The organism is Aneurinibacillus sp. UBA3580 (genome assembly GCF_002375825.1).
In the GTDB taxonomy this organism is placed as follows: Bacteria; Bacillota; Bacilli; order Aneurinibacillales; family Aneurinibacillaceae; genus Aneurinibacillus; species Aneurinibacillus danicus.
On record NZ_DFMZ01000023.1, the window covers coordinates 2,931 to 23,501 of the forward strand.

27 protein-coding genes and 1 tRNA gene are annotated in these 20,571 nt (G+C 45.5%); 23 read left to right on the plus strand and 5 right to left on the minus strand.

All coding sequences use genetic code 11. The features are described 5' to 3' along the window. Window positions 1-411: biotin carboxylase N-terminal domain-containing protein (locus B2899_RS03360; RefSeq protein ID WP_286884046.1), on the minus strand; the 411-nt coding region annotated here is incomplete at its 3' end. A gap of 180 nt (window positions 412-591) precedes the next feature. On the opposite strand from B2899_RS03360, the gene B2899_RS03365 reads away from it, so the two are divergent. From B2899_RS03365 to B2899_RS03385, 5 genes are all read left to right on the plus strand, one after another. Beyond that, entirely contained in the window at window positions 592-1,515 is a 924-nt protein-coding gene (locus B2899_RS03365) for an RluA family pseudouridine synthase (RefSeq protein WP_286884048.1), read from the plus strand. A gap of 81 nt (window positions 1,516-1,596) precedes the next feature. Then, on the plus strand, window positions 1,597-1,878 hold the full coding sequence (locus B2899_RS03370; protein ID WP_146808399.1) for a hypothetical protein: 282 nt from the start codon (window positions 1,597-1,599) through the stop codon (window positions 1,876-1,878). A gap of 237 nt (window positions 1,879-2,115) precedes the next feature. Continuing rightward, a complete protein-coding gene (locus B2899_RS03375; RefSeq protein ID WP_286884050.1) occupies window positions 2,116-3,177 on the plus strand; it encodes an ABC transporter substrate-binding protein in 1,062 nt (353 codons plus the stop codon). A gap of 122 nt (window positions 3,178-3,299) precedes the next feature. Beyond that, window positions 3,300-4,247 carry an ABC transporter permease gene (locus B2899_RS03380; protein ID WP_286884052.1) on the plus strand — a complete coding sequence of 316 codons (948 nt, stop codon included), beginning with the start codon at window positions 3,300-3,302 and terminating at the stop codon, window positions 4,245-4,247. Next, on the plus strand, window positions 4,240-5,034 hold the full coding sequence (locus tag B2899_RS03385) for an ABC transporter ATP-binding protein (protein ID WP_146808396.1): 795 nt from the start codon (window positions 4,240-4,242) through the stop codon (window positions 5,032-5,034). Before B2899_RS03380 ends, B2899_RS03385 begins: the two co-directional genes overlap by 8 nt. A gap of 40 nt (window positions 5,035-5,074) precedes the next feature. On the opposite strand, the gene B2899_RS03390 is transcribed toward B2899_RS03385, so the two are convergent. Next, window positions 5,075-5,572, minus strand: coding sequence for a DUF2062 domain-containing protein (locus tag B2899_RS03390; protein ID WP_146808395.1), 498 nt, complete (start codon window positions 5,570-5,572; stop codon window positions 5,075-5,077). 145 nt (window positions 5,573-5,717) lie between these two features. On the opposite strand from B2899_RS03390, the gene namA reads away from it, so the two are divergent. Then, window positions 5,718-6,740 (plus strand): NADPH dehydrogenase NamA, encoded by a 1,023-nt coding sequence (gene namA, locus B2899_RS03395; protein WP_286884054.1) that lies wholly within the window; start codon window positions 5,718-5,720, stop codon window positions 6,738-6,740. A gap of 208 nt (window positions 6,741-6,948) precedes the next feature. Continuing rightward, on the plus strand, window positions 6,949-8,001 hold the full coding sequence (locus B2899_RS03400; RefSeq protein WP_286884055.1) for a YkvA family protein: 1,053 nt from the start codon (window positions 6,949-6,951) through the stop codon (window positions 7,999-8,001). 50 nt (window positions 8,002-8,051) lie between these two features. On the opposite strand, the gene B2899_RS03405 is transcribed toward B2899_RS03400, so the two are convergent. Then, complete coding sequence (locus B2899_RS03405; protein ID WP_286884057.1) at window positions 8,052-8,549, minus strand: N-acetyltransferase; 498 nt, start codon at window positions 8,547-8,549, stop codon at window positions 8,052-8,054. A 555-nt stretch (window positions 8,550-9,104) separates the two neighbouring features. On the opposite strand from B2899_RS03405, the gene B2899_RS03410 reads away from it, so the two are divergent. The 6 genes from B2899_RS03410 to B2899_RS03435 all read left to right on the plus strand — a co-directional run bounded on the left by B2899_RS03410 (window position 9,105) and on the right by B2899_RS03435 (window position 13,692). Continuing rightward, window positions 9,105-10,052, plus strand: a complete 948-nt coding sequence (locus B2899_RS03410) for a hypothetical protein (protein WP_146808392.1) — start codon at window positions 9,105-9,107, stop codon at window positions 10,050-10,052. A 23-nt stretch (window positions 10,053-10,075) separates the two neighbouring features. Then, a complete protein-coding gene (locus B2899_RS03415; protein ID WP_146808391.1) occupies window positions 10,076-10,357 on the plus strand; it encodes a hypothetical protein in 282 nt (93 codons plus the stop codon). A 146-nt stretch (window positions 10,358-10,503) separates the two neighbouring features. Further along, a tRNA-Arg gene (locus B2899_RS03420) sits at window positions 10,504-10,580 on the plus strand. A gap of 149 nt (window positions 10,581-10,729) precedes the next feature. Then, window positions 10,730-11,770: a tyrosine-type recombinase/integrase gene (locus tag B2899_RS03425; protein WP_286884060.1), complete on the plus strand. Its 1,041-nt coding sequence runs from the start codon at window positions 10,730-10,732 to the stop codon at window positions 11,768-11,770. 199 nt (window positions 11,771-11,969) lie between these two features. Then, window positions 11,970-12,848, plus strand: a complete 879-nt coding sequence (locus B2899_RS03430; RefSeq protein WP_286884062.1) for a hypothetical protein — start codon at window positions 11,970-11,972, stop codon at window positions 12,846-12,848. Window positions 12,849-13,428: 580 nt separating this feature from the next. Then, window positions 13,429-13,692 (plus strand): hypothetical protein, encoded by a 264-nt coding sequence (locus B2899_RS03435; RefSeq protein ID WP_286884064.1) that lies wholly within the window; start codon window positions 13,429-13,431, stop codon window positions 13,690-13,692. A 215-nt stretch (window positions 13,693-13,907) separates the two neighbouring features. Here the strand turns inward: B2899_RS03435 and B2899_RS03440 are convergent, their stop codons facing one another. Next, the gene (locus tag B2899_RS03440) at window positions 13,908-14,522 is read right to left on the minus strand and encodes a hypothetical protein (RefSeq protein ID WP_286884066.1); all 615 of its coding nucleotides are present in this window, start codon (window positions 14,520-14,522) and stop codon (window positions 13,908-13,910) included. A gap of 89 nt (window positions 14,523-14,611) precedes the next feature. Between B2899_RS03440 and B2899_RS03445 the strand changes: the two genes are divergently transcribed. From B2899_RS03445 to B2899_RS03450, 3 genes are read left to right on the plus strand one after another with little or no spacing between them, the layout of a single operon-like run. Continuing rightward, window positions 14,612-15,136, plus strand: a complete 525-nt coding sequence (locus B2899_RS03445) for a DUF3102 domain-containing protein (protein ID WP_286884136.1) — start codon at window positions 14,612-14,614, stop codon at window positions 15,134-15,136. Then, window positions 15,121-15,288: a hypothetical protein gene (locus B2899_RS18365; RefSeq protein ID WP_414631743.1), complete on the plus strand. Its 168-nt coding sequence runs from the start codon at window positions 15,121-15,123 to the stop codon at window positions 15,286-15,288. Before B2899_RS03445 ends, B2899_RS18365 begins: the two co-directional genes overlap by 16 nt. Continuing rightward, the gene (locus B2899_RS03450; RefSeq protein WP_349679039.1) at window positions 15,227-15,736 is read left to right on the plus strand and encodes a hypothetical protein; all 510 of its coding nucleotides are present in this window, start codon (window positions 15,227-15,229) and stop codon (window positions 15,734-15,736) included. The genes B2899_RS18365 and B2899_RS03450 overlap by 62 nt, the downstream gene beginning before the upstream one ends. Here B2899_RS03450 and B2899_RS03455 read toward each other — a convergent pair. Then, entirely contained in the window at window positions 15,658-15,882 is a 225-nt protein-coding gene (locus B2899_RS03455; RefSeq protein WP_286884068.1) for a helix-turn-helix domain-containing protein, read from the minus strand. The genes B2899_RS03450 and B2899_RS03455 overlap by 79 nt on opposite strands. Window positions 15,883-16,041: 159 nt before the next feature. Here B2899_RS03455 and B2899_RS03460 point away from each other — a divergent pair, with 159 nt between their 5' ends. The 7 genes from B2899_RS03460 (at window position 16,042) to B2899_RS03490 (ending at window position 20,524) form a co-directional block, all read left to right on the plus strand. Continuing rightward, window positions 16,042-16,428, plus strand: a complete 387-nt coding sequence (locus tag B2899_RS03460) for a hypothetical protein (RefSeq protein WP_286884070.1) — start codon at window positions 16,042-16,044, stop codon at window positions 16,426-16,428. Between the two features lie 722 nt (window positions 16,429-17,150). Next, a complete protein-coding gene (locus B2899_RS03465) occupies window positions 17,151-17,573 on the plus strand; it encodes a hypothetical protein (RefSeq protein ID WP_286884072.1) in 423 nt (140 codons plus the stop codon). A gap of 93 nt (window positions 17,574-17,666) precedes the next feature. Beyond that, a complete protein-coding gene (locus tag B2899_RS03470; protein WP_286884074.1) occupies window positions 17,667-17,855 on the plus strand; it encodes a helix-turn-helix domain-containing protein in 189 nt (62 codons plus the stop codon). Between the two features lie 873 nt (window positions 17,856-18,728). After that, window positions 18,729-19,055, plus strand: coding sequence for a MarR family transcriptional regulator (locus B2899_RS03475; protein ID WP_286884076.1), 327 nt, complete (start codon window positions 18,729-18,731; stop codon window positions 19,053-19,055). After that, a complete protein-coding gene (locus B2899_RS03480; protein ID WP_286884078.1) occupies window positions 19,052-19,846 on the plus strand; it encodes a hypothetical protein in 795 nt (264 codons plus the stop codon). Before B2899_RS03475 ends, B2899_RS03480 begins: the two co-directional genes overlap by 4 nt. Before the next feature lie 126 nt (window positions 19,847-19,972). Next, window positions 19,973-20,206, plus strand: coding sequence for a helix-turn-helix transcriptional regulator (locus tag B2899_RS03485; protein WP_286884080.1), 234 nt, complete (start codon window positions 19,973-19,975; stop codon window positions 20,204-20,206). A gap of 93 nt (window positions 20,207-20,299) precedes the next feature. Next, entirely contained in the window at window positions 20,300-20,524 is a 225-nt protein-coding gene (locus B2899_RS03490; RefSeq protein WP_286884082.1) for a hypothetical protein, read from the plus strand. The last annotated feature ends 47 nt before the right edge of the window (window positions 20,525-20,571 follow it).

Consider the following 20,571-nt stretch of genomic DNA (forward strand, 5'->3'; position numbering starts at 1 on the left):
GATGACCGGAATATCGGCTTCGATTGCCATCTGGCGTGCGGTGACTTTGTCGCCGAATTTGGCGATGTGTTCGGATTTCGGTCCGATGAACGTAATGCCTTCTTCTTCGCAGCGTCTGGCAAATTGTTCGTTTTCGGATAAGAAGCCGTAGCCGGGATGAATGGCATCGACATCGTGGCGCTTGGCTACTTCGATGATGCTTTCGATGTCCAGATAGGCTTCAATCGGGCCTTTACCTTCCCCGATTAAATAGGCTTCATCAGCTTTGAAACGGTGTAGAGCGACATTGTCTTGCTCAGAGTATACAGCGACAGTGCGGATACCGAGCTCGGTGCAGGCGCGGAAAATCCGGATGGCAATTTCGCCGCGGTTTGCCACCAGAATTTTCTTGAACTTTTTAATCTGGGCCATTCAAATCTCCCTCTCCTATATAATTTGTCTCTCAAACCAAAACGGTATGTAAAGTTGAGAACTAAATTAATAATAACACATGAATGAATATTCAAAACACCGAAAAACCGATGAAATTAGCATTTCGGTACAGAAGATATAAGGGAAGTGTTGGGAATTGAAAATGCTGGGGGATAGAACATGAAAGAAAAGCAGGAAAAAAAACAGCAGGTGCTCCGATTTATCGTACCACGAGAGGTTGAAGAGGCAGGAAAAAACGTACGCAGCTTTCTTCGCGAAGATCACGGTATTTCGCGCAGCCTGTTGGTTGAATTAAAACACGTTAAAGGCATTCGCCTGAACGGGGCACCAACGTATTTGGATCATCCGCTGCGAGAAGGAGACACAATTGAGTTATACCTGCCGGAAGAAGAGTCGGAAAATATTATACCTGAGCCGGTTTCTTTCTGTATCACATATGAAGATGAAGACATTCTAGTGGTAAACAAAGCGCCCAATTTATGCGTGCATCCGACGATGCTTTATCCAAGCAGGACGCTGGCGAACGGTGTAGTGTATCACTGGCGAAAGCAGGGCATTTCGCGTAAATTCCGTCCGGTTAACCGGTTGGATAAAGATACATCGGGCCTGGTGTTGATTGCCAAAAGTCAGTATTCGCACCAACAGCTGGCTGCGGTTCAACGACAGAACGGGATTGCGCGTTATTACGAAGCGCTGGTGCATGGACAGGTGGAAAAGGAAGAGGGCACGATCGATGCGCCGATTGCGCGCAAAGCGGACTCGCTTATGGAACGCATCGTTCATGAAAGCGGGCAATGGGCGCGCACCCATTATAACGTGCTAGGCAGATATAAGGAGTTTACGCATCTGAGATTGAAACTCGATACCGGGCGTACACACCAAATTCGCGTCCATATGAGCCATATCGGGCATCCGCTGCTCGGAGACGATTTATACGGCGGGGAGAAAATGCTGATTGCAAGGCAGGCGCTTCATGCACGTACGCTTACGTTTCCGCATCCGCGTCATAAATCCGACCTCTTATTTGAAGCGCCGCTCCCGGAAGATATGTCGGCTCTTCTCTCTTCTTCGCAAAAATTATAATTTCGTGAATATTTTTCTCCTGCTCTTTACCGCTTAGGAGGAACAAAGTAACATGGGAAGCAGTAGAGGGGGAGAAGCGAAATGAAAACATTACTGCGGATGAGTCCGTTTTTGCTGGTGATTATAGGGCTTGCGGCGTATAATTATTCCATTTCGTTTGAAGCGCTGAAAGGGGGAGACGAAGGGCTTAGAATGCGTTTTATTGCGTTGGAGGTCGCTATTCCATTTGTCGGGGTGCTGACTGCGCTTCAATTTGAAAGAGCGAAGAAAAATCGGTTTATGTTCGGGATGTTCGGTTTCTTTGCCGGGTTCTTGCTTTCACTCGATTTGTTTGTGTTTTCTATGATCCAGGGAATTAAATAAATTGTAAGCTAAAAATACTGTTATTTGATTTGTTAATCAAGTAATAGTATTTTTATTGCTGTTCTCTGTGAACGCGTTAAAGTAGAAAAATCAAGCGATTTACCTTCTTTATTTTAAAAAAATAAATTATCTCCGTTATTTTTTTGCTTTAAAGTAAAACAGAACATGCTATAATGTATCTACTGAAGTAAATGAAATTTTTAAAATAAAATAAAAGCTTTGGTAGGGGGAACGTGTATGGTGAAAAAGAAACGGCTGGCAGCGATTCTTCTTGCGGCAATGATGTTGCTGCTTGCTGCTTGCGGCGGACAGGGCGCCAGTAAACAGGCCGGCGAAACGGAGCAGAAGACAGGGGCTGGGACAGAGAAAAAATTTAAGGTAGGTATTTCTCAGTATGTTGAACATCCGGCCCTGGATGCGGCTCGTGAAGGATTCATTAAAGCACTAAAAGAAAACGGACTTGAAGAAGGAAAAAATATCGAAATCGACTATCAGAATGCGCAAGCTGACCCAACAAATACAAATACGATTGCACAGAAGTTTGCGGCTGGCAAAAAAGACTTGATTCTGGCAATTGCGACGCCGAATGCGCAGGCAATGCTGCAGAACGTAAAGGATACGCCGATTCTGTTTACAGCGGTGTCCGATCCGGTAGGCGCTAAGCTGGTGGATAACCTTGAAAAGCCAGGCAAGAATATTACCGGTTTTTCCGATACGCCTCCGGACGCGATTCCGAACACGATGGAAGCTATTAAGGATTTCTTTCCGCAGGCAAAAAATGTAGGCATTATTTATAACAGCGGTGAAGCGAACTCTGTGGCGAATGTGAAAGTGGCAAAAGAAGCACTGGGCAAACTGCAATTGACCCCGGTGGAAGCGACTGCAACTAATACAAGTGAAGTAAAACAGGCGGCGGAATCGTTGGTTGGCAAAAAAGTGGACGCGATTTATGTACCGCAGGATAATACGGCGGTCACTGCGCTGAAATCCATTGTAGCGGTAGCAAACAAAAGCAAAATCCCCCTGTTTGTAGGTGAGCTTGAATCCGTACGTGGAGGCGGTTTTGCAGGCGTTGGATTCGAGTATTCTGATATTGGCTATGATACCGGTCTTATGGCGGTGAAGATCTTAAAAGACGGGGCGAAACCGGGCGATTTAGCGGTTGGTTATCCGAACAAGCTGAATCTTGCTATCAACAAAGAAGCCGCAAAAGCTCAGGGCATTGATATTGAGAAGCTGCCAAAAGAGGCGATGGATAAGTGGAATCCGCAGCTGATTGAAAAAACGGAAGCAAAATAATGCATAAAACCGAATGAATGAGCAGGTCCTCACAGGAAAGAAGCTGAAGCCCTGACTTCTTTCCGGAAGCCTGCCATGCCGCATAAATACATCGACAGATGAGCAGGTGAAAGGAGGACGCTATGGGCGTAGCGTTATTAGGATCGATTGAATCAGGATTTATTTTTGCCATTATGGCGCTTGGTGTATATTTAACATTTCGAATTTTAGACTTTCCGGATTTGACGGTGGACGGTAGTTTCGCCACCGGCGGAGCGATTGGCGCCACGATGATTACAGCGGGCTTCGCGCCGTTTTTATCGACGGTATCCGCGCTTTTGATTGGATTGGTCGTCGGTGCGATGACGGGTATTCTGCATACAAAAGGAAAGATTAATGCCCTGTTGTCAGGGATTTTGTCCATGATTGCGCTTTATTCGATCAATCTTCGCATTATGGGCAAGGCGAATGTGCCGCTGCTGGGTGAAGATACGCTGTTTACGCAAATTCAGGATGCGCTTTCTGCGCTGGGAGATTACGGTCTTTTGCTTGCGCTGGCAATCATTGCACTTGTTATTAAGTTCATCAATGACTGGTTTCTTCATACAGAAGTGGGGCTCGCGATTCGGGCAACGGGCAACAACCAGCGCATGATCCGCAGTTTTTCCACCAATACGGATAATACGATTATTATCGGATTAAGCATATCTAACGGACTTGTAGCGCTCTCCGGGGCGTTATATGCCCAGTATCAAGGATTTGCGGATGTATCCATGGGTATCGGGATGATCATCATCGGCCTTGCTTCTGTCATTATTGGTGAGGCGATTTTCGGTGACCGCTCGATTGTGCGCGCTACGTTCGCCGTAATCGGCGGAGCTATTATTTATCGCATGGTCGTGGCTTTGGCAATGCAGGTAGGGCTTGATCCGTCCGATATGAAGTTAATGACTGCCTTAATTGTTATCGCCGCACTGATTGCGCCGCGTATTTCTGCAAGTTATAAAGAGCGGAAGCGTAAAGCGGCGCGGACAAAGAACCGGGAGCAACAGATGGTACATGAAAGAGGCGAGGTGAAGAAGCATGCTTAAGCTCAATGATATCTACGTGGTATTTAATGAAGGAACCGTGGATGAGAAAGTGGCGCTTAACCATGTGAACCTCCATTTAAACCCGGGCGATTTCGTTACGATCATCGGGAGTAACGGAGCCGGAAAATCAACGCTCATGAATATTATTTCAGGCGTGCTGAAACCGGATTACGGAACCGTAGAAATTGACGGCGTGAAGGTAAATAATCTTCCCGAATACAAGCGGGCTCCTATGATTGGTCGTGTATTTCAGGATCCGATGGCCGGTACGGCGCCCGCCATGACAATCGAAGAAAATCTTGCGTTGGCGTATGCTCGGGATAAGCGTCGAACGCTGGGTAGAGGCGTAACAGCAAAAAGGCGTGATGAATTCCGCACATACCTCGAGACGCTTCATCTCGGGCTTGAAAACCGGTTGAGCGCGAAAGTGGGGCTGTTGTCCGGCGGTGAGCGCCAGGCGCTAAGTTTGTTAATGGCAACCTTTACCAAGCCGAAGGTCCTTCTGCTTGATGAGCACACCGCAGCATTGGACCCGGCGCGCGCTCAGCGGATTACAGAGCTAACGGAAGAAATTGTCGGACGGCAAAAGCTAACGACACTGATGGTTACGCACAACATGCAGCAAGCGCTTGACTTGGGTAACCGTCTTATCATGATGGATAAAGGCATGATTATTCTCGATGTGCCGGAGGAAGAGAAGAAGAACCTGACAATTGAAAGACTTCTGGCTGAATTCCAACGGCTTCGCGGCGAAAAATTCGCAAGCGACCGTGCGGTGCTGGCATAAGAAAGAAGAAAACCCTCCGGAATTTCCGGAGGGTTTGTTGTTATCTCATATCTTTATTCAACTGTAGTGCCAGACGCCGGCTCTCCCGCTTTTTTCGGTACAATTGCAGCGCGTAGAATACAAGCACATAACAGATTAGGGCCATAATCGATCCATTTGCAGCACTGCCAACGAAAAACGCGACGCCCTTCTCTTTAACGAATTCCCACAATGCGATGAATCCCATGTGCCCCATCTCGTTAGTACCGGGGCTAAGTGTATCGCCGATCAGCATGGTACCTACACTCATATTGAGAACAAAAAACAGCGGAAGCACAAATTTGCCCATGATAAATCCGATGAGTGAAGCCGCGAAATTGCCGCGAATCAGCAGATTCAGCGGATACAGAAGCAAGAACGCCGAGCCTAGCGTGGGCAGTGTAATAAACTCGATAAAAATTCCGAGTGAAAAGCTGCGGGCCACTATTGAAGGGGCCCCTTTAGAACGAAGCAGCTTAATGTATTGATACTTCATTTTCCGGTATATTTTTCTCCACATGCAAGTTCCTCGTTTCCTGTGCAGGCTGTCTGTCCAATCAGTAGATACTCATTATTATAGCGAAAAAATGCAACTAATGTTAGTATGTCTTTGGTTTTTATAGTATCATTACTTGTGTAAGTGTGTGGAAAAGGAGGCGCTATATATGTCTGATATTTTTACCCCGTTTACCCAAAAAAATGTCACGCTACGCAATCGAATTGTTATGTCGCCCATGTGTATGTATTCGGCGGGAGATGACGGAAAAGCAACCGATTGGCATTATGTTCATTACGGTACACGCGCTGCAGGCGGTGTAGGTCTTGTCATACAGGAAGCGACGGCAGTAGAAGCGCGGGGCCGGATTAGCCATCAGGATTTAGGAATTTGGAGTGATGAACATATCGAGCCGCTGCGCCGAATCGTATCCTTCGTAAAAGCACAGGGAGCCGCGGCGGCAATCCAGTTGGCGCACGCGGGACGCAAAGCGAAGCTAAATGATACGATCGTGGCGCCGAGCGCGATCCCGTTTGATGATAATTCCAAGGTGCCGCATGAATTGACGGAAGCTGACATCGAAGAAGTGCTAGAAGCATGGCGGCAGGGTGCGCGCCGGGCACGGGAAGCCGGATTTGACATTATAGAGATTCATGGGGCGCACGGCTACTTGATTAACGAATTTTTATCCCCGTTATCCAACAAGCGTACTGACCGTTATGGAGGAAGTTTGGAAGGACGCTTTCTGTTTTTAAAACGGGTAATTGAAGCGGTGAAGCAAGAGTGGCCAGCGGAAAATCCCTTGTATCTCCGCATCTCCGCCGTTGATCATGTCGAAGGCGGATTGACGATTGAAGACAGCGTACAAATCGCAAAAATGGCGAAAGAAGCTGGTGTTGATCTGATTGACTGCTCATCCGGTGCCATTCTGCCTGTCATGCCCAAAAAGATTTTTCCGGGTTATCAAGTATCTTATGCAGAGAAGATTCGCCATGAAGCAGGCATTGCTACGGGTTGTGTCGGATTAATCGAGGAACATACGCTGGCAAATGAGATTATCGGGAATGAGCGGGCGGATCTTGTTTTTCTCGGGCGTGCGTTGCTGCGTGATCCATACTGGGTGCTGCAGGCTGCAAGGCTGCGTAATCGTGCGTACACCGGGCCGCGTCAATACGAAAGAGGATTTAAGTAAACCTTTTGCCAAGCATTCCGACTTTTTATGTCTGGAATGCTTTTTTGCTGTCTCAGAAGTGGGTACAATATATACAAAGCGATAGATGAGGGGGCAGAGGAGGGGGAGACATTATGATTCAATTGGCCGTTGAGACCGGGGAAGATATTATCGTTGCGGCCACATAAGGGTAAGATAATAGTAAAGGTAAGGAAGGAGTCGATTTCGGATGAAAGTAAGCGAGCAAATGATTAACGCAGCAGTTGTACCCAGGCTCAACCAACGGCTTCCTGACGATATTTACTTGAATGAGCTCCGCCTCTATGACGGATATGCGGTAGTGAAAGCGCAGATTAAATTACGCGGCGAATGGCTGCCGGTGCTGTATACGCTGCAGTTAGACACGTTCCGTTTTGATGCTTCCGGACGCTACCTTACAATGGTTTATTCAGAAGATGTGCAGAAGGAAAAAGTGTCAATCACACAGAAGCTGATACATGAAACCGAAATGTTTCTAACGAAGAATCTTACCGGCAAATCGCTGCTCATGAATGTTTTGGGAAACGAACGGGATATTCATGTTTCTGACACGCGCATTACTGTACAACTGGCTCCACTTGCCAGTGCCTATCCGGTATTGCAGAATATTACGGTAGAGAAGGTGGCATTTGAAAGAGGGGCACTGCAACTGGAAGTGACAGTGCCTCCAGACATTCTGCTGGAAACGCCGGAGTTTGATTGGATGGAGCCGGTAGAGGACGTGGAAGTATCACCGGACATTGAGGAAGAAGCGTCTCGATCATATAGTGACGGGGAATTGGTCGTGATCGAGCGACAGCATAATCGCTACTACGATCAACTGCGCGAGAAGATTGAAAAGTATATGAGGGAAAAAATCGGGGAGAGGCGAACGGAGAAAATTACCCCGTATTTGATGCTCGCTCCCGACCTGTTCGTACTGCTCGCCCGTCTGGTCAAAGACAACCGCGTATCGTTCCGTTCCAAGTCGATTGCACTTGCTGCGGTCGTATATTTTATGACACCGTTTGATATTATTCCGGAGATTCTCACCGGACCCGGCGGATTTATCGACGATATCATCTTTGCCACCTTAGCGCTGAATAAGATGCTGATAGATGTAGATGAAGAGGTTATTAACGAGCATTGGAACGGTGATAAGAATATTATGAATGTCATTCGTGATGTACTGGCCAAAGCGAATTCGCTTGTAGGTACAAGCCGGTTCGATATGATTAAAAATGTATTTAAAGGCAGGAAATAAAAAGTGGCGAGGCGGGTTATTCGGGTATTCTTCCGCTTCGCCATCTCTCTTTACTTTATGGTCATTGCAATCGGTGCTAAGTCCTTAATCATGGCAATTTCGTCACAGCTTGGGAATTTTGAGCAGTTGATGCAGTCTTTCCAAACTTTATGCGGCAGCGTTTCTTTCTGGACTACATAGAAGTCGCATTTCTCGAAAAATTCCTGTTGGTACGTTAGTGACATAACGCGTTTTAGCCCAAGTTGCTCGGCTTCGTCGATAAGATGGTTGACCAGCTTCTTGCCAAGCCCTCTTCCTTTTGCTTTTTCCGAAATGGCGAGCGATCGTACTTCGGCCAGATCCTCCCAGAGAATATGCAGACCTCCGACTCCGATGACCGTACCCGGGTCGCTTACTTCTCCTTCATTATCAATGACCACTGAAAAGCAGTGCAGCGTTTCGCAGAGTGATAGCTTTGACCGAGGCAGCATCAGGCCCTGCTGCGCATATTCATTAATTAAAGCCATCATTCCGTCCAGGTCCTGTATTTTAGCCTTGCGAATGAACATAAAGCTATCCCTCCATAGAATTTCTGTCTACGCAACGTTTTTTGAATAATTATTGGATTTACAATAATAAATATACATATAAATTCTTGATATGTCTAGATTGAATATAAGGAGAGATGAATTTTTATAAAAAAAGGCAAAGTCAGGAGTCCGGGCTCCGCTTTGCCTTTTCATGGGTGCATTTTCCATTAAAGTTGCTGTTTACTTTTGATATTTCCTTTCCGCACGAGAAAGAACAAGAAAATTAATGACAATCGGAACGGCGAACATGCCGAATAAAGCCACGATTGCGTTTACTGCGGATACCGGTTCCATTTCTCCATCCCCTTTTTCATAATGAACATGATAAATATGCTACTTACTCATCATACATCTAAAAAGAGGGAAATAGTATTATCTGCAGAACAGTAATTATGAAAAAGTTGTGAGAAAACACATGGTCGAATCGAAGGAGAGAAAGTAGGAAAAATGAACAAAACGTTAAATTACCTGTCCATCCCCGATCAGAACATGGTATGATAATACACGATAAGACATGTGCAAAGGGGTCTTGGGATGAGTGAGTTAGTATACACGCCAAGCAGTATGTTAAAAAAAGTGTTTCGCACAGGCGAACGCTCGCTTTCCAGGCAGGAATTAGAAAGCCGTCTGCAGAATACATACGCTACAAGTTTACGGCGCGTCCATCAATCGCCGTCCGAGGTGATTGATGGGGCGCTGGCTGAAAAAGTCTCCCCGTTCCATGTAGGATCATCCCATGCGGTAGTGGAGATGGAAGTGCCTTTTCGTGACCATATCGCGGAAGAGCTGGTACGCTATTTTCTAGAGAATAAAGGGCCGCTTACTGCGGAACAATGTCTTAAGAAATTGCGTCGGCACAATGTCGTCTCTTATAGCTATACCGAGGACAAGCTCCCGCTGTACAAAGACCCGCGTTTTGTCCGGTTTGCCGGCTCGGAGCTATGGTACTTGGCCCGCTGGGAAATTGCCAATGACCGCCTGTACCGCTTTCTTTCAGATAAGCAGATTAAACAATTGCCTCTTGCGCAGTTGCTGCTGATGATGGAACATGAGCTGAATATCTCGCGTCGTGATTATGTGTTTGTGCCGGAAGGCGATCCGCGTTTTCGCGTTATTGAAGGATTGGTCATTGTCGATTATAAAGAGGAAGATGGCGTAACCGAGACGCAGGCCGAAGAAATTCACGCAACGGAGCTTATACAGGAACGTGTGGAAGAAACAGTAAACATTCAAAGGGAAGAGGAGGTTGCCGCATCGATGGCAAACGATGTAAAAACAGCAAGCGTATTTGAAGATGTACTGGTAAACGCGCAGGATTCCATGGAGAAACTAGAGCAGCGCATCAAAGAAATGGAAGAAGAGGTACTGGAGCACTTCAAAGACAATAACATGTCCGCGATCTCTACCCTGGTGGCGGAAAAAGAAAAGTGTGAGGCGATTGCTGCTGCACTTGAAAAAGTTGTTGAGGCTGTAAACAAATAATAAGAGTAAGGATGGCCGTATAGATGGAAGCGATTGAAGGATTTGACGCATTGCATCGTCGCTTTGAACGTCTGCGGCAGGTTGTGGCTCATAAGCGGCTGCAGGTGCAGTGGATAGAAGAAGAAGTTCGGATGTGCTTTCAGGAAAGTGATATGCAAGGCATCGCCGAACTGGCCCGGGAGCGGAACCATTTGTTGAAATGGATTGAGGCAATGGAAGCATTTGTCGCCAAATGGGAACAATACTGGCAGGAATACGATGCCGCATCCGGCTGGCTGTCCGCTGGGCTGCATATGCAGGAATAATAAAGGCAAGGCGATGCATCGCGCCTTGCCGTTTTCCTATATATCCGTAATTGAAATTTTTACGTTGATTTTCTAAAAAAGGCTCTTGCTTTTATCTTCTTTTGTGTGATAATATAATTCTTGTCGCTGCAATACATTAAAACATTGTCCCAGTAGCTCAGCTGGATAGAGCAACGGCCTTCTAAGCCGTCGGTCGGGAGTTCGAATCTCTCCTGGGACGCCATGCGAAATTTGAGCGCTATATCAACGTTTTAGCATCGTTAAATCAAACGGTGACAAGACGTTGACATAGCGCTTTTTTGCGTTATCCGTCGGTATTTACCGAAGGCGTACGTGAGACAAAACGCCGAACTCGAAGGAGGTTATGAAGTTATGGGACGCAGATTTATCGGAGAAAGAGGCGTAACGGCCACGTCCAAAGACCGACGGCCTACGCATGTCCAACGGATAGATACACGGTACACGCTCGACGATGCGCTTGATATTTTCGTAAGAGCAAAAGAAGCGGAAGGAATGCGTCCACGTACGCTCGCTGATTACCGCAGGCATATGGAGTTTTTTAAACGTTACCTACCGTCAGACATTACGTATATTGACGAGATTACGCCGAGCTTGATACGCGATTACATAACGTATTTACGCAAAGAACATCGCGCGTATGAAGGCGTAGAGGGGCGCGAGAAAACGGAAAAAGGACTCTCGATAACCACGATAAACATTCGGTTACGTACGATGAAAACGATGTTTAACTTTTGGCACAACGAAGGGATGACGGAATCTAATGCGATGGCGACGATTAAGCAATTGCGTAACGATGAGGCGAAAGAAGTCGAAGGGTTATCGGATGAAGAGTTACGGCGCGTTCTTGAATCTTATAATGAACGGTATTTCGCGGAATGGAGAGATAAGACGCTGATTCTGCTACTACTCGATACGGGAATGCGGATTAACGAGGCGTTAACTTTAACAGTTCAGCAAATCGACTTTAAACAGTTGTCGCTTTACATTCCATCAGAGATTGCAAAGAACAGAAAAGAGCGAGAGATTCCACTAAGTCGAGAGGTTGCGAAAAAGGTAAAGGAGCTATACGAAGAAACACGGCAATATTTCGGAGATACCGATTACATTTTTATGAATGCGTACGGAGAGCCGATGTCGCCTGATACATTCAGACGGCGATTGAATCGTTTGAAAAATAAGTTGAAAATGCCAAAACTGCATCCACATATGTTCCGGCATACGTTCGCAAGGAATTACATCCTTAACGGTGGTGATTTATTTACTCTGCAGAAGATACTCGATCATTCTGACATTACAACAACACGTAAATACATCCAAATGGATACAGAGCATATACGAAATCAACACAATAAATATTCGCCTGTAAAGAAAATATTAATGCGAACGAGATAATAAAAATCGCACAAAAGAAAAAGCCCGCTGCGCCAACAGCGGACTATTCCGAAAGACGGACGCGCCAACGTCCGAACACTTATCACATTACCTTCATTATAAGCGAAAAAATCGCTATATGCAAGGCTTCTTTAGTATTGCCTTTTTTTCGGAGTGGTATCGCTTTTTCTTCCGTGCATATAAACGGAGGGGAAACGTTATGCTAATTAATCGTATATACCGCGCTGCAGCGCAAACACTAAAAGTATTCGAAAGTAAATCGGAAATGGACGAGCATATCGCCGCTCACCGCCTCGCTGCGGGCCGTAGATTGCATAAAAACGCCAGGGAGGCGTTAGATATCATCGTCAAGCATTCCGTCGTTGTACCGGGCGTTTGCTGGCTTGCTACGGACACACTAGCGAAGAAACTCGATACATGCGAGCGCACAGTCCGCAACATTTTCGCTCGCCTGGAATCGCTCGGCATCGGTCAGCGTAAGATTATCGAATTGAACGGGATGGAGCTTCGCTTCTTCGTCTTGAATCCGTTTATCTTACCGGAAGTTTGCACCGAAGTTTCCGTTAATCTTTCCACGCATGAAAGCGATGAAAATGCAAGCGTACCAACGGATTCAGCCGCTTTTTCTGACGCCGAAACTATTGAACCTACGGAACTTAAAGAAACGAATAAAGACGATGATGACGATGTATACAACGCACACGCGCGCGAAGAATCACAGATAGACAACGAAAATACTATGCAGTTTAACGTATGCCAAGCGGAGATATACGAAACAGCGCAGGAATACGGTTTTAACGACGATACTGCCCGTCTGCTGGCGCTACGTTGCGAAGGGATACGTACGACAGCTACCGCCATTAGCAACGCTCTAGTGGCCGTTATTACGCGCATAAGCGACGCTAGTTTACCGCGTGTCATGTCGGTTCCGGCGTACTTTTACGCTACGCTACGGGACGAAGCGAATCGAGAACGGGTGACGTATGTACATCGACAGAAAGAGCGCCAGGAACGCGGAAGAAAGCAACGAGAAGCTGCCGCATTTAAGCCGTATAACTGGCTTGCTGACGTGATGTAGCGCTTAGTTGCCGATAGTTGCCGTAAATACGGGTGATTTCGGTATTTAACGCTTATACAGGCGCAACAGCGCTCGGACGGACGCGCCTCGAAAACTCGGGTATTTCGACGTATGTTTAACCGCTATAACTTTATGCATTTTGCCTGCGGTAAACTTTCCGGTAGAAACGCTGGAACCCGCGCCATTCCTACGATGTTTAAAATAGTGCATAAACGAGAAAAATACGCCTTTTTGCGGTCGTAGGCTGGAACGTTTGATACGACTAGCTTCGTCGGTTTATGGATGAATAACGAGAACGTCCGAGTTTGTACATTATGTAAACGGATAATCGCATAAGTATGCGGTAAATGTATAAGTCGAGCGTATGAATCGGAAGGGTTGGCCCCCCCAAGCGTGGGTATGCGGAATCGGCTGCGACTCCTGATAACACACCGTACAATGTAAATTTTTATAGGGTATCAAACGGTCATATATGGCTTGTTTACGCATATACTCCTTAACGTAGAGGTTCCGTAAATGATTTATGCATTTACTCGTTAAATCATTTCCGGGGATAAGTCGCTTGAGGGAGGCGTTTTTCATGCGAAATAGTGGGGGAGAGGTACGTAAAGAACGTAGCGATAAGAAGACGCGAGTCAACCCGGCTCTATCCGCTGACACTCACGACAAGCTCGAACGGCTTGCGTTTGCTTGTGGCGTTCCGAAAACGGTACTGTCTGCGGACATTATCGACCTGTGCGTTAACAATACGAATATCATCGAATATCTACAGACGAAATATGAGGCGCCAGATAGACGACGGGTTATACCGGTTATCGAGAATGGCGTTATCACTTACGCTTAAGTTTCGGAAAGCCTTTTACGAAATTTTTGTGTATCTTATAGCATTTCGCGCAAAGTCCCCAATGTTTATCGGTAGCTCCTTTTGCTCCGCAATCACGACATTTCATTTTATAAATACCTCCGTACTACTTTTTAGAAGTATTCGCAATATTTAAGCGTTATATACAAGCGAACGCCCTCTTCCGGTTCATTCCGCAGGAGGGCGCTTTTCTTCGTCTACTCCGTCAATTCCCCGTCATCTATCCCGTCTAACAACCACTCCGGAGTTACGTACACCAATCCGTCTGCTCTATCCGAATCAATCCCGTCACTTTCGTCCTCATCGAACGTCAGCCACACGCGCTCCCCCTTCTTTAACGGTTTCTCCGTTATCACCCATTCCTGCGTAAATATCACGTTCTTCTTCATCTTAACGGGCGTCGGCTCGACACTACGCGCCATATACCGTTTCAGCTTCGGATTCACCGCAACAACGATATACTCACGGTCGACATACGTTGGCGCGTAATAATACTCCGATTCCTCTTCGTCTAAGGCCGCTTCTTCCGGATCATCCGTTTCGATTACGTAATTCGGATCGAGTTGCGGGTTATCTCCGGGATTTTCTCCGTCATTCTTCGGCGCTACCAATTCCTCGAAATTAGGCGCATCATCTGCGAATGGATTCGCCGGATACTCGATTTTCGTATTACCGAGAGTATTCGTTGTTCCCGGTTTCACATGGATTAATCCGTTTTTGTCGTAGTAGAACGGTGATTCTGCGGCACTTGCGGTAATCGGAATATACAACGCTAGTACTGCGGTGCATAACGATAAACCTAGTCGTTTCATAACGGTTCCTCCTTTCCGTCTGTTATTTATTGCCTATGTAATGTATTCTTCGTTTACGTCTTTTTCCCTTCTTTAACTCGTATAAACAAATCGCAGGTAACGCTATATTCGAAATAGGTAGGCGGTTGAAGCACGTTAAGGAAAACGACCTAGCTCATGGTCAATTTGGGCGATGGTTAAAAGAGAACGTCGACATGTCGTGGCAAACAGCGAATAAATTTATGCAGGCGTTTGAACAGTTCGGAGATTCCGCGACGTCGCGGAATTTACCTAGCGGAAAAATATTCGAAATGCTCTCGCTACCTGCCGAAATAGACCGCCAGGAGTTCGTCTCCACACCGCACACAATCCCGTCCACAGGCGAAGAGAAAACGGTAGACGAAATGACCGTCCGTGAGTTACGCGAAGTCAAAAAAGCGTTAAAAGAGGCGCAAGATACACTTTCAAAGAACGGGTACGGTTGTTTCGTTGAGTGGGTTGAATCCATTGGAATGAATAAGATGCAAGCCAACAGACTAATTCAAAGGTACTCGTTGGTAACAAATTGTGACGATCAAGTTCGATTGAACTACGGAAGGAGGGGCGCTCACAACGTCAGATTGCGGAATGGGTAGGCGTAGGTAAATCTACCGTGGATCGATGGTTGAAAGGAGTTCCAACTGCCCCGAACGGGGCGATTGGAAAAATAGAAGGAGACGACGGTAATCAGCGGACACCAACGTTTACGCATCGCAAAGGACATCGGATTAACCGAAGTACCTGTTGAAATAGTCGATGTTGACGAGCGGGAGGCGGAGTACCTACTTATAGCCGAGAACGTAGAGAGACGAGGAGAAGCGGAGCCTGACCCGATTAAGAAGGGTAGGATTGCCCAATTCTTAAAAGAATACTGGGGCGTTCGTGACGGAAGGAAGAAACTGCGACAAAATGGCGTAGTTAAATCTATTGACGATATTGCGGAATCGATAGGTGCGGATAGACGCACAACACAGCGTCTTATGAAACTAAACGACTTAATCCCCGAAATCCAAGCGCTAGTATCATCCGGTAAACTCGGAACGACTGCGGCTGAACAACTGGCGAAGAGTACCGAAAATAAAAATACCGCGAGGGCTTCGATTCCCTGGCGGCTTATTTATTCGTTTCCTTCCGTATCTGGAACAAACTCGACAACTTCGTCGATTTTACATTCAAGATATTCGCATATCTTCTGAATTACTTCTAACGCCACGTATTTTCCATTAGTCATTTTCGCTAATGTAGAAGGCGATATACCTAAATCCTCCCGTAAGTCTTTTCGTGTTTTATCTCGCTTAATTAGCGTTATTTCCATCGGTTTGTAGCTTGGCTTTAATTTCATTTATATGTACCTCCTATATGACAAGTATATCTGAAATACGGAGATATGAAACAAAAGTTTCGAGAAATTGAATTATTTGTTCGATATCACTTGACATCCATTTTTATAAGTTGTACCATAAGTACGAGAAATCGAATTTTTTATACAGGAGGTAAAAATATGTCGATGTTAGCAAAATCACTCGAAACAGGATTCATCCCGTACGATTTCGTAGAAGAACCGAAAGTAACCGTATCGTACACGAAAACTCTCGTAGGATGGTACAACGTATACTTGCCGCATTGCAAACGTCCGCTATTCACGCTTTCTCCGGATGCAGCGCAATCAATCGGAATAAGCGGTCAATTCTCGCTCGGCTGCGTAATGGCCGATACAGAAGCGGTATATGACTTATTCGTTCGTCGCTGGATCGACAACGATCCGAAAGTATTCGTTCACCTTACGAAATTTGACCTTGTCGCTTGGTATGCGGTGGAGGGCGAAAAGCTAGATGAGGCGGAGGAGTATCGCCAGTTGATTGCGGATGTAATCGAATTAAAAAAGTAAAAACGCCAGCACAGCGCGGCAACGCTGAAACTGACGTTATGACTAGGTAACCGTATAAAGCGCGGAAACGTGGCGGCAACCGCGAATCCGGCTCGGACTTTAGTATACGAAGTTACGGGCGTTTGCGGCAACAGGCGCTCTACATATATTTCGGCGGATGGCGACGGCAATCGCACACACCGCTGCCGGACGTTCACGGGATAGGCTACCGCAGAACTTCGGGATTCAAGCGTCAGAAGGCGGCAACCTTCTGGCGCTTTCTCTTCTATCTTATACGTAAATTCCGTTTCGCAGGTTTCAAAATAAATAAAAAATTTTTTCCGTATATCCTGTTAAATTTCGAAGGCAACCGTGTTAATAACGGTGAAAGGACAAAACGGAAAGGAGCGATGTTTGGTCGTGTGTAAAAATTTTTCTTGAAAAAACTTCGGGATTTTGGGAGAATTCCGCTTTCAAACGGTGTCTTATACGGTAGGGGCGAAAAATTCTCCAGAAAATTTTCGCTAAAACTTGCTAGTTTTTCGTTTGAGCGGCAGATATGTGAGTAGAGGGTGCGCGAGATTTCGAAAACAGGCGTCTTTATTAGTATAGGACGAAAAAATTTCCGCTGAGTTTCGCTAGTTTTGGCGTTGGCAAACGAAATAAATAATATAAGGCAAAATTCCGTCGGGGGTCCGGCGTTTATATAAATTCAAACCAAAACGAAAAAGGAGCGATGTTAAATGATGAACAAAAAAGTAACGCATATTGTAAGAAGAAAAATTGAAAATGCGATTGCATCCGGGAGATTGAACGCGATAGTTGATTATTCTGATTTAGAAGTAAGAAAAGAAAGAAAAAATCGCAAAGATAAATTAAAGCGTCAATTTATTCAAGCTATTAACCGGCACAAAGATGGAGATATTTTGTTTTGCGGTGTGATTCATACAGAAATGTATACTTCGCTTAGTATCGAATTACCTAAAGAAATATTGGAGTTACCACAAGTACCAAACGGACTTGATTCCGACAGAATTCTATATGTATGGGCTGACGACTCGGATCGGGCTAGTCAAATCCTTATCGAATGGCTAGATAAGTATAACATAGAACCTGATTGGATATTTGAGGTAGACGAGAACAAAGAGCCAATTATAAATTTTTAGTCCGGATCAAGTAAGCGGCAAAGGACGCTAACCCTGCGCCGCTTCTCTTTTACCTTTAACGCTAATAAACGATAAATACGGAGGGATGGACGAATGAGTACGCTGTTAACTCGAAATCAAATCGTAATGATTATGGAAAAGGAGGCGCTGAAACATCGGAAAATAGCGCAGAAATCGCGGATTCATCCGGTTACGTTATCGCGTTATCTTAACGGTCATTCCGAATTGAAGCCGGAGAACTTGCGGGCGTTGTCGGCGGTACTCGCGCGGTATATCGAGTGATACTACGTCAGTACGCAGGTCGTACATTCATTCGAAATCTAGCGGTCTAGCACAAAAAAGTGCTAAACATCGCCGGAAACCCGCGTCATTACTGGCTTTTTTCGCTATTTCCTTAAAAAGAGTATATAAAAACGTGCTAAACGTAATGGACGGTTACTCAAGCGAAGTGGAACGAAGCGCAGAGTCTGGCGATAGCCCGTTATAACAGAACCGCCAATAGTAACGGAGAATGAACCATTCTGCGGACTATTACTAAGCGCGGCATGATGCCTTGCTGCATCCGGCAAGAGCGGCCGTCTGCTGTCTGTCTTGTTTCTCTTCGATAGATACGGAGTGACGTAAGGAACGACGTTACCGGACGCAAGGACGGTATGGGCGTTATTCCCTGCCCTCTTCGTTACTATATCCGCTAAATCTTACTCGTTTGGCACACTTTTTTTAAAAAAAGTTAAAAATTTTTTTGGGAGGGGTGATTTTATCGTTATTACCAGTAAATCCGCTGCTTCTAAGTTACGTGCAGATGTAGCGCTAAATCAAAGGAGGGAGCAGATAGAAAAGGCATGGCACATTTACACGATAACTGAGGACTGGACGGGATTTTATAAGGTTATCGGCTGGATTATCCGGAATAAAGCAAAATACTACGCCAATGTCCGTTTTAAAAGATACCGGATTTACGAGGACGACTTTTTCAGCGCCTTTCAGGTTGTCGCCTGGCATCTTGCGAATGAAACGCAATTTAACGGGGAAACGCCGTTCTACGACCGTTTAAAGAATCGGCTAGACAGTCGAGCGATTAGTGTCTACCGTTCTTTCACAACAGAAGGAAATAAGGCGCTAACAACCGCTGTAAATCTTGATCGAATACCTGAGATGAAAATACGATCTGACTCTTCTAACTATATTCGCGGGCCAGGAGAGAGCCAGGAGGAAGTTGTCCGTAATAAAATCCCACTGGAAAGTGAAAAACGGAAGCTAGAGAACGGCGTGTGTAATCGGCTGTTTGTCGAGCAGATGATTAACGATCTGGTTCTGACGAGTAGGGAACGTCAGTTACTACGCTATATATACCGGCGACCAGACGCTTCAAAAAGAGAGATAGCGGAAGCAGTTGGGTTTAAACACCACGAACAGGTTAGTCGGACACTCGATAAGATTCGAGAAAAACTAAAAGAGTACAAAGGGGAGGCTCTATTATGAAAAAGAATTTAAAGAATCGTGTCGGTGATTTCTGGATTGAAAACAATGAGGCTATGCCTAGGGAGTGGCGATCTACATTAGTATCTAGGTTTATCGAAGAATTACAAATAGAAGGAGTTACAATGGATGAGTTATCTGCTCCAACGATTAAACACCCACAACTTATAAAAAAATCAACGTCAATGCGGCACAGTGCACTTGATATACTAGCTGATTTCATTATGAATATCGATATGATTGAGGAACGTAAGTCAGAATATCCTGTGCTGAACGTAGAGGCAGAATTGTATCGAGAAAAAAAGAGTGTAAGCATTATTTTTGATGAACAAATAGAATACGATTCAGACGCGCCAATGCCTCCGAATTCAATATATGAGCATACATTCAATACAGAAAATCCGGTTGAAGAGGCGCTATTCAGCGAAAAAGTACAGTACAGCATCGAAGAGTTACGCGAGGTAATCCGCCAGGTAAAGGAAGATATCGACCATTATGTCGTTATCTATGCGGACGGAAGCGACTGGAACGCAGAAAATAAAGAGAAGAAGCGTACGCCAGAGAACGTCCGGGAGGCGATCCTAACGCTGGATGAAACAAAGATAAAGATGTGCAGCGAATGTGGATGCGCCTTCTATTCACGCAACGCTCGTCAAATTGTATGCGACGTGATGCGTCACCCGAAATATAAAAAAATGACGTTCTGCGCATATGAGAGAAACAAGCGCCAAACGTCAGATAGAAAAAGAAAATATACCCTACCTATATTAAATCAAACTTTTTTCCAGTTATAAATAGAGGGATTGAGGAAGAAGAACGTGAAGCGCTGACGTTTTTCTCCCCTCCTGAGCGCGGTCTTTGCCGAGGCCGCGTTTCTTTTTATGCCTTCAAAGTAACTTTTTGAAAGGATGTGAATTTATATGAGCCATGCTGAAATCATGCGGGCAATTCGATACCACAAAAATATGACACAACAGGAGTTAGCAGACGCGATCGGCGTATCTGTTTCGAGTGTAAAACGAATTGAGACGGGTTCAATGCTAATGACGCCGCATATCCATTGGAAACTCTTTACAATGTTCCCGTTGACTCAGGAAATTCTCAGCGCTATCGAATCTGTAAGACAAGCACAAAGTTTTTTGGCTGATATGTAAAAATAATTATAATTCACCAATGTATCATTAATATAAAGTAAAGCAAGAAAAAAGTCAATCGAAAGGGGAAATTTCATTGATTCGAGGGGTAAAATGCAGACCACCAACATTAATAAATCCATCGAAATCATTCTCGACGACATCGGGTATGACGTGTCATACATCGACGGAATGAGCGATACAGACCGCGAAGATTTCTGCCGCCTGGTTGCGCCATATGTGCAGGAGTGGCTAGCACCGTTAGAGCCTACATTCGTTCATAGCATTACGTATATTACCCGTGCGCTATGTCATCGTTTCAACGTTCATATACGATAAGTCACGTTTGAAAATGCGCGAGGCGATGTTCCTGGCGAATGACGCCA